11 protein-coding genes are annotated in these 13847 nt (G+C 44.6%); 6 read left to right on the plus strand and 5 right to left on the minus strand.

The features are described from left to right. Positions 1–24: 24 nt before the first annotated feature. Both MKY75_RS05555 and MKY75_RS05560 read right to left on the minus strand, forming a co-directional pair. Entirely contained in the window at positions 25–924 is a 900-nt protein-coding gene (locus MKY75_RS05555; RefSeq protein ID WP_069011529.1) for an SDR family oxidoreductase, read from the minus strand. A gap of 76 nt (positions 925–1000) precedes the next feature. After that, positions 1001–1753, minus strand: a complete 753-nt coding sequence (locus MKY75_RS05560; RefSeq protein WP_165144548.1) for an MBL fold metallo-hydrolase — start codon at positions 1751–1753, stop codon at positions 1001–1003. A 159-nt stretch (positions 1754–1912) separates the two neighbouring features. Here MKY75_RS05560 and MKY75_RS05565 point away from each other — a divergent pair, with 159 nt between their 5' ends. Then, entirely contained in the window at positions 1913–2338 is a 426-nt protein-coding gene (locus MKY75_RS05565) for an Lrp/AsnC family transcriptional regulator (protein ID WP_165144551.1), read from the plus strand. A gap of 249 nt (positions 2339–2587) precedes the next feature. Here the strand turns inward: MKY75_RS05565 and MKY75_RS05570 are convergent, their stop codons facing one another. Then, positions 2588–3064, minus strand: coding sequence for a GNAT family N-acetyltransferase (locus tag MKY75_RS05570; RefSeq protein WP_340887069.1), 477 nt, complete (start codon positions 3062–3064; stop codon positions 2588–2590). A 133-nt stretch (positions 3065–3197) separates the two neighbouring features. Here MKY75_RS05570 and MKY75_RS05575 point away from each other — a divergent pair, with 133 nt between their 5' ends. Then, positions 3198–4112: an EcsC family protein gene (locus MKY75_RS05575; protein WP_340884600.1), complete on the plus strand. Its 915-nt coding sequence runs from the start codon at positions 3198–3200 to the stop codon at positions 4110–4112. 101 nt (positions 4113–4213) lie between these two features. Here MKY75_RS05575 and MKY75_RS05580 read toward each other — a convergent pair whose 3' ends face one another. Continuing rightward, entirely contained in the window at positions 4214–5482 is a 1269-nt protein-coding gene (locus tag MKY75_RS05580; RefSeq protein ID WP_029516140.1) for an MFS transporter, read from the minus strand. A 208-nt stretch (positions 5483–5690) separates the two neighbouring features. Continuing rightward, entirely contained in the window at positions 5691–6377 is a 687-nt protein-coding gene (locus MKY75_RS05585) for a hypothetical protein (protein ID WP_165144557.1), read from the minus strand. A 286-nt stretch (positions 6378–6663) separates the two neighbouring features. Here MKY75_RS05585 and MKY75_RS05590 point away from each other — a divergent pair, with 286 nt between their 5' ends. The 4 genes from MKY75_RS05590 (at position 6664) to MKY75_RS05605 (ending at position 13777) form a co-directional block, all read left to right on the plus strand. Beyond that, entirely contained in the window at positions 6664–8433 is a 1770-nt protein-coding gene (locus MKY75_RS05590; RefSeq protein ID WP_340884602.1) for an acid phosphatase, read from the plus strand. A 291-nt stretch (positions 8434–8724) separates the two neighbouring features. Continuing rightward, positions 8725–10131, plus strand: coding sequence for a sucrose-specific PTS transporter subunit IIBC (locus tag MKY75_RS05595; protein WP_322251256.1), 1407 nt, complete (start codon positions 8725–8727; stop codon positions 10129–10131). Between the two features lie 18 nt (positions 10132–10149). Continuing rightward, positions 10150–12405 carry a beta-glucosidase BglX gene (gene bglX, locus MKY75_RS05600; protein ID WP_340884603.1) on the plus strand — a complete coding sequence of 752 codons (2256 nt, stop codon included), beginning with the start codon at positions 10150–10152 and terminating at the stop codon, positions 12403–12405. Continuing rightward, positions 12398–13777 (plus strand): glycoside hydrolase family 32 protein, encoded by a 1380-nt coding sequence (locus MKY75_RS05605; RefSeq protein ID WP_340884604.1) that lies wholly within the window; start codon positions 12398–12400, stop codon positions 13775–13777. Before bglX ends, MKY75_RS05605 begins: the two co-directional genes overlap by 8 nt. Positions 13778–13847 lie beyond the last annotated feature (70 nt).

Here is a 13847-nt window from a genome sequence, read left to right on the forward strand (position 1 = left end):
TCTTGTGGCTATCAGCCAACGAAACTAAGTGGTGACCATTTGGCCGCCGTTTATATGCAGCGTTTGGCCTGTAATGTAGGAACCGTCATCCGAAGCCAGCAGCACATAGGCAGGAGCCAATTCATAAGGCTGCCCGGCACGCTTCATTGGTGTATTGCTGCCGAAGGTGCGAATGACTTCAGGCGACTGTGTGGCCGGATTCAGCGGAGTCCAGATCGGACCGGGCGCAATGGCATTCACGCGAATACCCTGATCGACCAGATTATTAGCCAAAGCGCGGGTGAAGCTGACGATAGCTCCTTTGGTAGCTGAATAGTCGATCATATTCTTTTGACCCACATAGGCTGTCACCGATGCCGTATTGACGATGCTAGCCCCAGCCCGCATATACGGCAATGCTTCTGTAGTCATATGGAAGAAGGAAATAATATTCGTATCAAACGTATCACGAAGCTGCTGCTCACTGATATCCAGATACGATTCGCGCACAAACTGAATACCTAGGTTGTTAATCAGGATGTCAATACGACCAAAGGTTTCCATCGTTTGTTGAACAACCAGACAGCAGTTGCTTTTTAGCCTTAGATCCCCCGGAATTAACAAACAACGTCGGCCAAGCCTGTGAATGACATCACGGGTTTCCATGGCATCTCGATGCTCATCGAGATAGGCAATGACCACATCGGCCCCTTCCTTGGCAAATGCCACTGCAACCGCGCGACCAATACCACTGTCCCCACCGCTAATAATAGCCACCCGATCCTGAAGCTTTCCAGTGCCGATATACTTTGGATTATCATAAATAGGGCGTGGAACCATTAGGTATTCCAACCCCGGCTGTCTATATTGATGCTGGGGAGGAAAAGTAATCGGAACTTCTTTACATTGGGTTTCTGTACCGTAATTAGGATATTGCCAATTCATCGATAATCCCTTCTTTATACGTTTTGAAATCCAATATATTCAAAATAGGCGCAAACGGTGACTCAGGACGATTGCCTTACTCCGAAACCGTCGCTCCATCTGCCGGAATATGGACGCGCCCCTTTAAACCTTCACGGTTGATATGTTCCGTAAGCTCTGAGCGAGTTAGTAGACAATGATTGATTGCTTCCATGTGGACAGCCACGATTTGTGTATAAGGGGCATGTTGTGCTACCGCCGTTACATCTTGGGCAGTCATAATAATGGGATCACCTACCGTAAACCGTGCTCCTCCAGCGTTCACAATTGTCCAGTCAGGACGGTATTTATCCAGTGTTTCCGCGACTTCACTGCACCAGATCGTATCCCCGGCCAAATAGACGACAGGTTCACCTGGTGCCTGAAAAACAAAGCCGGATACGGGTCCCATCTGCTCCCCGATTTCTCCGGTGCCGTGATGCCCGGTTGTACGGATAATCTCAATTTCTCCCACAGAACCAGCCAACGGAATCGGGGTAACCTGTGTAAAACCATCAGCAGTGATTTGTTCTTCATTTCCGGGCTGGCAGAAGACAGGAATTTGTTTGTCCAACCAGCGTACTGCTGCCGGGTCCCAATGATCGGGATGTAAATGTGTGACGATGACAACGTCAGGCTGTCCGAGTGCCTGCCATTGTGGCGGCAAGGGAACCAGCGGATTACGGCGGGCATTTTCCGTATTGGGGACCGGCGGATTTGCGCCAGCATCGCTCAACATCGGATCGATCAGAAATTTTATTCCAGCGTATTCCAGCCATAAGGTTGCGTTACGGATTAGTGTGATTTTCATATATGAAAGCTCCTTTGTGATGAATGTTATTTTTGACCAAGTGTATTTTCGGTAGTTCATTGTTTCTGTTACAATCATATCTGACGCAAGGAGCTACAGGCTACGGTTTGCTGAAAGGAAAATCAGCATTATCGTTTCATCATGAAAGGAAAAATAACTATGGAACTATTCGCACCTGATGACACCGATCTGCGCATTCTTCATCATTTAATTGAAGACAGCTCTTTATCGCACAAGGAGATCGGCCAGCTTGTTCATTTGACAGGCCAAGCCGTAGGGGCGCGTGTTCGAAGAATGCAGGATGCGGGCATTATCGAAGGCTATACGCTGCGCTGGAACCCTGAAAAAATTGGACAGACGATTCATGCCTTTATTACGGTTTTTTTGAATTCAGGAACGACTCACAGTGCTTTCCAGGCTTTTGCACGGGAGCATCCCTATATTGTTGAAATCCACCGGGTGAGTGGGGAGGGCTGTTATTGGATGCGGGTGCGCATGTCCTCACAGACAGAGTTAAATACCATGCTGGATGAGCTTACGAAGTTTGGTAATTACAAATTGAGTTTTTCAATTGGTGAGATTTAACGATAAAAGCTTTCGGCGTTGGTGCCGAAAGCTTTTCTATTTGGGCGAGGGCTATCGAGGTCAACTTATAGTGTGTGTTCAAAAAAACGGCTTTTCAGGACCGAGAAGGTTGGATGAAGCTAGGGACAGAGTAGCGGAGCGTAGACAGATCTACGTGAGCAACGGAAGGCCCGGCTGAATTCAAGATTCGACGTCGAATCCGCTTCTTGAATAGCTTCGTTATGGAAAGACGACTTTTTGAACAACCTCTTATAGGCTCATTTTAAAAATATGCTGCAAGCCGTGTTGACCCATTTTAGTGTCACCTTCATCTATAAAGCCGCATTTGCGATACAGACTTTGGGCAGACAGATTACGGGCATTGACGCCCAGTACAATCTCGCGAATATGTGGGAAGTGTCTGGCGATGAACTGTGGTAGTAGAAGCAGCCCTTTTTTGGCGAATCCTTGTCCCTGATCTGCGTAATGAATAGAGAACGCGCGTAGCAGCAGTGCCTCAGAAGTATTCGTATAGTCCGCTAATTCATCCCCATTGTATAAAATGAAAAATCCAACGGGTCTTCTAGTAGCCGTAATCACGACAGGATGGCGGTGCGGATCTTCCTTGGCCAGTATGAGCATTTCATCCGGCATTCCAGTAAACTGCTTCTGCTCCTCAGGTAAGTAGAAGGTATGTAAAATGGCATCATGCCCACAATGGTAAGGGACAAGCTCTACATTATTCATCATTACACTCCGATCTGTATGGATTTTTAACTTTCTTTATCATCTAGTTTGCTAAAAAAAGAAACCTGAACTCGCCTTGCTTACGTATTACCCATACATAAACTAGCATAGTCAAAAGGAGACGTCTACGCTTATGAAGCAGCTTACAGAATATCGGGAAAGCCAGGACGTATTGCGTCATGAGTTGAAGAATATTGAAAAATGGGAGAAGGAACAGAAGGACATTTTTTTCTGGGAAAAAATCGGCAGATGGCCTTTTATGTTGCTGGATCGGCTGACGCCCAAAATCATTAAAGACAAGCTGGAGCAACTCCTTAACGAGTTGGGTAGCTTCATTCAGAACGGCGGCAAATATTTGGTGAAGGAAGAAACGGTTCTGAACAGGCTGAAAAAGACGGCCCATGAACATGTCATTCAGCAAAATGGTGCAGATTCCGCTTCGGATACGCAGGACCTGCCTCGTGCCGGGGAAAACGTTGATTCAGAACATAGTGTCGAACCTATGTGGGAGTTGAAGCAGGCGGCTGAGCTCCCGCTAACCATCATGGATCGGACTGCCGACGATATGACATCGGCTCGCATTACCTTTGCCACCGCTCAGGGAGCAACAACGGGGATTGGTGGTGTGTTTACGATTGCGGCGGATATTCCTCTTTTGCTCGGCTTGTCGCTCAAAGTGCTTCAGGAAATAGCCTTGTGCTATGGCTTTAATCCCCATGATAAGCAGGAACGCATTTTTATTATTAAATGTATGCAATTTGCTTCATCCGATATTGTGGGGAAGAAGGCCGTATTAGAGGAGCTGGCTTTGTTCGATGATCCTTCACGTCAGGCACAGGTTTTTTCCCAGATGCAGGGATGGAGAGAGGTCATTAACACCTATCGTGATCAGTTTGGATGGAAAAAGCTGCTTCAAATGGTCCCGATTGCGGGCATTTTGTTCGGGTCTATCGCGAATCGAAGTGCTATTAGTGATGTAGCTGAAGCAGGGAAAATGCTGTATCGGAAGCGTCGGATTTTGATGCGTTTGGCAGAAGTAGAGAACTGATTGCAACTTAGGTATAAACGGGGGAATTTTTTTCGTGAGGAAACACGTGAGTTGGCTATAAAGGTGTGCAGCGGCCAGGATGGCCGCCACACGTTAGCCTGTTACACTTCGGCTCCATTTTCTTCCGCCCAGCGGTTCAGGGTTTTATCTGTAGGAAGCAGGAAGGTTAAGATGCCGAGCAGTGGCAAAAAGCCGCATAGGAACATGATGTGGGTGATGCCTACTTTGTCGATCCAGTTGCCGAGTACGAGTGCGCCCACACCACCAAGGCCAAAAGCCAGGCCCGTAATGAGACCAGACACGGTCCCGATTTTACCAGGCACAAGCATTTGTGCATATACGACTGTGACCGAAAAGCTAGACAGCATAATAAATCCGATAATTGCCAGCAGGATCGCCGTCCAGAATTGGTTAGCATAAGGTAGTGCCAGCGCGAGTGGTGCAGCTAATACCATGGACAGAAATATCATATTGCGTTTACCAAAACGGTCCGCCAGCGGACCGCCAAAGAAGGTGCCCAGCGCTCCAGCTCCGAGGAACAGGAAAATGTAAAGCTGTGCATCAGCCAATGGCATTTTAAATACTTCCATCAGGTAAAACGAATAGTAGCTTCCGACCGAGGTCGAGTACCACGAACGGACGAATACCAGTAGAATGAGGACAATCATGGCAAACATAACGCGGTTACGCACTTCGGGCTTCATGCGGCGTGCCACCGCTTTTTTGCGTGCAATGCCTTCTGTACGTAGGACGTTACCGTACCAGCGTGCGATGAACGATTGCACCACAATTCCCGCTGCCGCAATACCTGTGAACCAGATCGCACCAAATTGTCCCAACGGGATAAAAATCCAGCTCGTGAGCATCGGCGCCAGCGATTGGCCCGCATTACCGCCAACTTGAAAAATGGATTGTGCCAATCCCCGACGCGGCCCGGCCGCCATATGGGATACGCGCGAGCCTTCAGGGTGAAAGGCAGCCGAGCCCAGACCCACGAAGATGACTGCGATCAGCACCGCTTTATAATCGGCAGCATAGGCGAGCAACAGCATGCCAGTCAGCGTAAAGCCCATGCCGATGGGAAGGATAGCGGGCGTAGGCCGTTTGTCCGAAAACAAGCCAATCACAGGCTGCATGATTGAAGCTGTAAAATTGATCGCGAATGAAATCCAGCCGATCTGCGTGTAGTTCAGGCTCATAGATTCCTTTAAGATCGGAAAGATCGCTGGAATGACCGATTGAATCGAGTCATTGAACAGATGGACGAAACTGATCGCAATCAGAATCGCAAAAACGGTGCCTTTCACTTGCGGCCCTGGGAGGGGGAGCGATTGACCCGTTTCATTTTTTGTAGCAGATTTACTAGTCATGGCAACCTCCGAATATGTATGTATATTTTAAGATATAGGAAGCGATCCGTTTGCAGCAAATGGCTGAAAGTGGGATAAAGTCCCACTTTACTCATTACTGCTTGCCCATTCTGCTGGATACTCTTTATTGCACGATCCTTTAATTCACGATAGATTATCTTGCTCTGGGTGCATTGTATTTGTTTTAAGGTATCCTTTACTTGTCATTTTACTCGCTAATATGCATGAATGAGTTCAACTCATCTTCAGGAATTATTAGATTTCCACAGTAGACCATGTTGGAATGAAATTCCCACGATCCATATGCCACCAAATGGTTATAATCCTTAACTCTTTTAATTAATGCCCAAATACCAAGATTACTTTGTGCGTTTGCATCCAAGAAAATCCAATCCTTGTATTGAAATAGTTGAGGCTCTCCAAACATATGAAATGAATCCAAATAGCCTGCTCCATCACGCGCTGGGATTTTATTACATACATCTTTTAATAACAGAACTTCCTCCACTCTGACATTGATCCAAGCTTTTTTTTCATTTTTGGATATGATGTCTTCAAATCTACATTTAATAAACGCAGAGAAGTTGATCTCCTCAGGATGCTCATCCCAACCATTAAAATGTGAATAAGCAGGTCTGAATAGAGTCCAAAAAGTTTCTCCAACAGACATATGAAAAGGAAAATATACTTGTACTTTTTTTAAGTCACCTTTTGCCGGGGGTTTCAATGCTCTTTCCCATATTTCAGTATTTAGATCTGGAGTATCATGCTTGAAATCTGCCCAGTCCATAGCATCTTCGATGGCCACAATCTCAACATTTTTGTCTTTTAATAGGGGTTTATCTGGTACCTGTTTACACGATCCACACTTGAAAGCAATAGTTTCCTCGCTCATAAGACGACCTACCTTAATTAAATTTTATGGTCCACTACTCCAACTATATTGATCATAAGCACATATCAACATGGCGAAAGTATTACAAACACACTAAAACTATTTCTATATTAAGTGTTGTTGATATTCTTTTACATATAAATAAGCAAGAATTATTTAACAAAACCAAGCTCTTGATTTAACAAACGTAAGATATGATTCTTTATGTCATACATCTTGTTATATAGATAATAGCTCCGTAGAGAAAGTATGAAGAGCACAAGAGAAGAGAGGATCTGATTTGAGAATGAAATCGCTAAGGAAACCATTATCAGTTGCATTACTATCTTTACCCTTACTTCTAGGTTCCCTGGGTGGAAGTTATGCGAGTGCAGCAACCCTACCAACAGCGGTAACTCCAACAGAACCGTCGTGGGGATATTTCGTAGATCATTATAAAAATAATAGTTCTGCAAATAAGACGGAAAGCTCTAATCCGACCCTCGGGTTGCTCTCCGAATTTAATAAGCTTTGGACTCCCGGCGCTACCTGGGATACAGGTACCAAGCTAAACAGCAGCGTGCTGAACGCCAATATTCAAAAAGTGATTGATATCGCTGCCCGTCGCACTTCCAGTGAGGCCAATGCGGCTTATTTGGATGATCGCAGAAACCAGAGCTACAGTGTGATCGACGGGCTGGGTTCGCTCACTGATGTATATCGTAAGAATGCAGGTGCCACGACAACAATCAACGACATTCCGGCAGATGCCCTGACTAAGAAATACGAAGATGAGGGAACGAATGCTGGGAGTACAAGCTCCAATCTCGGCAACATCGTAAATCTGGTAAATACCTTGCGCGGGGAATACTCTACGACGAACCCGGCTAAGTCTTATTTTAGCTATCCTCGCCCGTTTCGCTGGAGCGATAACTCAGTAGTTGTTCCGAGCCTTATTCCCGCTCTCAAAGCTGATGCTACTAGCGATGGCGGCTTTCCTAGCGGTCATACCAATGCTGCGTATCTCAGTTCTATTGCTATGGCCTATGCCGTGCCGGAGCGTTATCAAGAACTGCTGACGCGAGCTTCAGAGCTGGGCAATAACCGTGTTGTTGCCGGTATGCATTCCCCGCTTGATGTTATGGGAGGGCGTGTCATGGCAACGGCGATGGCTGCTGCTATCCTGTCTGATCCGGCCAATAGCAGCTTGAAGAAAGCGGCTTATCAGGATGCTCGTAAACAACTGCTGTCTCAAAAAGGTACAGCTCCAGATCGGTTCAGCAATTATGCCACAAACAAAAAAAATTATAATCAACGATTAACATACGGATTCAGTCAGGTTAATCCAACCGCGACGCCTATGATAGTGCCTAAGGGAGCTGAGGTACTATTGGAGACACGCTTGCCTTACCTGGATAGCACACAACGTCGTTGGGTTTTGGCTACCACGGGGATTCCTTCCGGCTATCCTGTACTTGATGATGCTGAGGGATGGGGACGATTGAACTTGTTTTCCGCTGCGGATGGCTACGGTGCTTTCGCCAATAATGTGACGGTAAATATGGACGCTTCCAAAGGTGGTTTCAATGCATTGGATCGCTGGCGCAACAATATTTCTGGCGTTGGAAAGCTGACTAAAAAGGGAACAGGTACGTTGAAGCTAATGGGCAACAATACGTATTCCGGTGGTACACAGATCGACCAAGGTACTTTGGAGGGAACTTCGGACACGGCTTTCGGAAGTGGCGGAATTACGAATTACGGGGGAACTCTTCTTAAAAATGCTTCTGGGAAGCTGATTATTGGCGGAAATTACAGACAATCTGCCAAGGGAACACTTGAGCTTAACCTACGCACTAAAAATGATGTGCTCAAAATAAAGGGAACAGCCATACTCAACGGAAAATTACGCCTGAATTTCTCTAACAAATATGTGCCGGCTAATGGTGCTACGATCTTAACTTATGGTAAACGGAATGGAGCATTTTCTTCGATTGAAACGGTAGGTTTACCAAGCAATTATAAAGTGAAGGTTATCTATACAGCTCACAGTGCTCAGTTGAAAGTCACTAAGTAAAACGTAAGTCACTCTCTATACAACAATTGAAGTGCACCTTTAAAATACACGGGGATAAACCAGAAGGTTATTCCAGTATGTATTCTAGGGTGCACTTTATTGTTTCATCAGGCACCAGTTGCTAGTATGCATTTATAATTAAGGATATAAAAAGGTCAAAATTTGACCTTAATGTAGTAAAATAATCCCGCTGTTTGAAAGCGCAGTCATGATATTCTTAAGAAGCATATTTGATCAAAAGTTTTAAATGATTCAGACTAACTAAGAGGAACAGAGGAAAGGAAGAGACTGATGAGTCTTGAAAAAGAATACGTTAAAATAGCCCAAGATGTCATTAAAGGGCTTGGCGGAGAAGACAATATTATTTCCATGGCACATTGTGCCACACGGCTGAGGCTGATTGTAAAAGATAGAGAAATTATTGATGATGAATTTATTGAAAATATTGATAAGGCCAAGGGCGTTTTCTTTACCTCTGGGCAATATCAAATTATTTTTGGAACCGGTACTGTAAATAAAGTATACGATGCCATGGTTGGCCAAAGCATATCTGCTACATCAAAGGCTGATTTGAAAGAGATGGCCTCCACTCAAGGTGATAATCGGTTCAAAAGAATGATCCGTGTTTTCGGGGATGTATTTGTTCCGATTATGCCTGCATTGGTAGCTACAGGATTATTTATGGGAGTTAGAGGCTTAGTAACTCAGCCTGCACTGCTCCAGTTATTTGGACTTACACCTGATCATATTTCTGCGAATTTCATATTGTTTACGCAAATATTGACCGATACGGCTTTTGCATTTTTACCCGTGTTGGTATGTTGGTCGGCCTTCCGGGTGTTTGGTGGATCACCACTATTGGGGATATTGATTGGATTAATGTTAGTAAGTCCTTCGTTGCCTACATCTTGGGATGTCGCTCAAAAAGTTCAGGAACCACTAGTATTTTTCGGATTCATTAAAATTGCAGGCTATCAGGGCTCGGTTTTGCCTGCTTTCATAATAGGTGTCGTGGGGGCGATGCTGGAGAAGAAAATCAGAAAATCAGTCCCGGATGCATTGGACTTAATTCTGACACCGTTTCTGACATTATTAATAACACTGGTATTAGGATTGTTCGTGATTGGTCCCATTTTTCACGAGGTGGAAACTTTAATATTAATGGGTGTTACCGCCATTTTAAAATTACCATACGGCATCGGCGGATTTATTTACGGTGGCATCAATCAGATTATTGTAGTTACCGGACTGCACCATGCCTTAAACCTGATTGAAATACAGATGTTAGTAGGCAATGGTTGGAATATGGTGAACCCGATCAGTTCAGCGTCGATTTGCGCACAAGCGGGTGCTGCATTGGCTGTTGGTCTAAAATCTAAAAATGTAAAAACCAAATCCATTGCGTATCCTTCTACCTTGTCTGCGTTATTGGGTATTACAGAACCCGCTATCTTTGGGGTGAACATTCGATATGGCAAACCGTTCTTGATGGGCTTGATTGGCGGAGCGGTTGGCGGTTTCTTCGCACGTATATTTAATGTTCAAGCAACGGGCATGTCAATCACAGCCCTACCGGGAATGTTATTGTACCTGAACAATCAGATATTCATATATATCTTAGTTTGTGTAATCGGCTTTGCTGTGGCATTTGCACTAACGTGGATCTTTGGGTTTAAAGAAAAAACAGATCACAAATAAAATGATGTGGGGAGAATCATGGACAACAACACACTGCTTAAGAAATTGGACAGCCTTTCAATAGAAGAGAAAATAGGCCAGCTCATCCAACTGACCGGTGATTTTTTTGAAGGGGATATAGACACTGTTGTGACGGGTCCTTTAAAAAAATTAGGGTTAAACGCCGGCTACAATATATATAACACAGGCTCCATATTGAACATCACTAATCCAGAAAAAATTATCCAACTGCAAACGGATTATTTGGAAAAATCGATTCATAAAATTCCGCTGCTGTTCATGGCAGATATTATCTATGGGTATCGAACCATCTTCCCGATTCCGATTGCACAAGCATGTAGTTGGAATTATGAGGGTATAGAACATGCAGGTTCGATTGCTGCCCAGGAATGTTATGACGAAGGTGTGCACGTGACCTTTTCCCCCATGGTAGATATCGTTAGAGATCCCCGTTGGGGGCGGGTGATGGAATCGCCTGGAGAGGACACTTTGCTGGCGAAGAAATATGCCGAAAGCATGGTTCAGGGGATCCAGGGGAGAAACTCGGAGGATATCATACCAGCCAATAAAATTGCCGCTTGCGTCAAACATTTTGCCGCTTATGGGGCACCTGTCGCTGGACGTGAGTATAACGCCGTGGATATGTCGGAGCACACGCTGCGAGAATATTATTTGCCAGGGTATCAAGCTGCAATCGAGGCGGGGGCAAAGCTTGTTATGACGGCCTTTAATACCTTGAATGGCGTTCCTGCAACAGGAAACGAGTGGCTTAACCGCGACGTGCTAAGACGAGAGATGAATTTTAATGGTGTGTTGATCTCGGATTACGCCGCTATAGAAGAACTGATCATGCACGGTTATGCCGAAGATGAGGCTTCCGCTGCAAGGCTGGCATTGTTGGCTAGTGTTGATGTGGATATGAAGACAGCAGTATACGCCAATCAATTGGAGAAAGTAGTATCTGATAACGAGCATATGTTGGAGCTTTTGAATGAAGCGGTATACCGTATTTTAAAGCTGAAAAATGATTTGGGGCTGTTTGAGGACCCGTTCCGCGGATTACAGGAAACCGTTCAGCGGTCGAGAAACAGCATTCTGTCAGATGAACATAAAAAAGCCGCGCTGTCCTTGGCTGAAGAATCCGTAGTCTTGCTGAAAAATGAAAATCAACTGCTGCCATTGTCTAAACATACCAAAGTAGCTTTAATCGGTCCTTACGCAGATGAAAACTCCACCCTGGGCATGTGGGCCATTAAGGGGGATGAGGCGGATACCGTCAATTTGAAAATGGGATTATTAAAGCATGTTGATCCCGACAATCTCTCGGTTTGCAAAGGGGCGCACATGCTTCCTGCTAATGCAAGAGAAGCCCTTGGCAAATATGCGGACAAGCTGGCTGCTGAAACAGTCGATGAGGAGGCCCTGCTGCGCGAAGCAATCCGAAATGCTAACGAAGCGGATGTCATTGTCCTCGCCTTGGGAGAAAGTATTTATCAGAGCGGAGAAGGGGGATCGCGAACGAACCCGACGCTTCCTAAGCCGCAAATGAAACTACTCCATGAATTAAGTTTACTGGGCAAAAAGACGGTTCTGATCGTTTATAGTGGAAGACCTTTGATTCTTACCGAAGTAGCCGGAAAAGTGGACGCTATTGTTCAAGCCTGGTATCCAGGAACGATGGGCGGAGAAGCACTGGCCAATATACTGTATGGGGAAGTCAATCCATCGGGGAAATTAGCCATGACCTTTCCACGGAGCGTGGGACAAATTCCGATGTCCTACAATGAGTTGAATACAGGCAGACCGAATTTAAAGGAAAATGGCTCTTATCGGTTTGCATCCCGATATATAGATGAAGTGAATGAACCCTTGTATCCATTTGGCTATGGCAAATCCTATACCTCATTTGAATACAGCCTATTAACAATTAGCCAAAAAGAAATGAAGAAAAATGAGTCAGTTGATATCCGTATTTCTGTTACCAACACTGGAATTTATGATGGAAAGGAAACGATCCAATTATACATTCGCGATAAATTTGCAAGTATTGCAAGGCCAGTGAAAGAATTAAAAGACTTTAAAAAAATGTTTTTGCAAAGTGGCGAGACCCAAAATGTTGAATTTTCAATTCATGAAGAGATGCTTAAATTTTATGATCGTGAAATGCAATACAAAAGTGAACCCGGTGAATTTGATGTTTATATCGGGTCAAGCTCGCAGGAAATTTTGCTGAGTTTTAGTTTTGTTTTTTTACCGGAGGATGAGCATGAATAAAAGCGACGCGTATAACCTGAAATATCATATTACCCCTCCTTACGGTTTGCTCAATGATCCTAATGGACTTGCTTATTTCAATCATCAATATCATGTGTTTTATCAGTGGAATCCAAAAGGAACTGAGCATAAAAATAAATGCTGGGGCCATGTTGTTTCCAGCGATCTGGTGCACTGGCAAAGGAAAAGTGTCGCGCTGGAGCCTTCGGAATGGTATGACAAGGATGGCATTTATTCGGGCGGGGGCATTGTTCATAATGAAAAGCTGTATCTGTTTTACACAGGAAATGTAATCCGAGATGATGGAGTAAAAGAAAGCTATCAATGCGCCGCGATTTCGGAGGATGGAGAGTATTTTCAAAAAATCGGCCCTTTGTTTGAGCATCCCCAAGGTTACACTAGGCATGTTCGAGATCCGAAAGTATGGAGAGACCAACACGGGAACTGGTGGTTGATTATTGGCGCCCAAAGAGAAGATTTGACTGGAGATACACTTATCTACAAATCTAAAAATTTGTCCGATTGGGAATGCCAAGGATCATTTGTTGATCATGACCACCAATTTGGATATATGTGGGAATGTCCGGACGTACTTCATTTTGCCGAAAATGATGTTTTTGTTTTCTCTCCTCAGGGTTTACCGGAGAGAGGCGAATATTATAAAAATCCTAATCAATCGGGATATATGGTTGGCAAATTATCGAATACAGGCAAATTCAACGGGGACCTTTCCGATTTTAAAGAGCTTGATCGAGGATTTGATTTTTACGCTCCACAATCATTCAAAGTTAATGACAGAACCATTATGTTCGGATGGATGAGCGCCATGAATGAGGAAGCGGAGAGGGCTGTCCCGACCATTCAGGAGGGCTGGATTCATGCATTAACACTTCCTAGAGAAGTTGTGCTGATGAACGGTGTGTTGTACCAGAAACCATTGCCGGAATTACAATTGTTAAGACTGGATGGCACGCATTACAAAGGGGAAATTCAAAGTAGTAGTGAGTGGGTGCTGCCTTCTACACAAGCGGAGCTAATTGTTGATTTTTCCTTACTGACAGAAAATTTTAAAATGATCATAAGGGATGCTGTGCAAATTGACTATGATCAGGAACAAAACAGTCTGACCGTTTGGAGAACAAACTGGTTGACTGGCGAGAGAGAGTACAGAAGAGCAACATTAAATAATAAGCTTGCAGAAATGCAAATATTCATTGAAAGCTCAAGCCTGGAGATCTTTGTGAATGAGGGTGAAGAAGTGTTTTCCCTGCGTTATTTCATAGAAGATGCAGACCAAAGCAATGTATTACTTGAGGCAGGAGACAATGTAGGAGAAGTTAGAATGTATCAGTTGCAGGAATGTGTAGGGTAACATTTTTTTGCTTGCCGGGTTGCAAGCAGGTTAAGGAAGGCTGTTCATTATCCCGTTTGCGGGAAGAACT

Source organism: Paenibacillus sp. FSL L8-0663 (assembly GCF_038008125.1).
Lineage (GTDB): Bacteria > Bacillota > Bacilli > Paenibacillales > Paenibacillaceae > Paenibacillus > Paenibacillus polymyxa_D.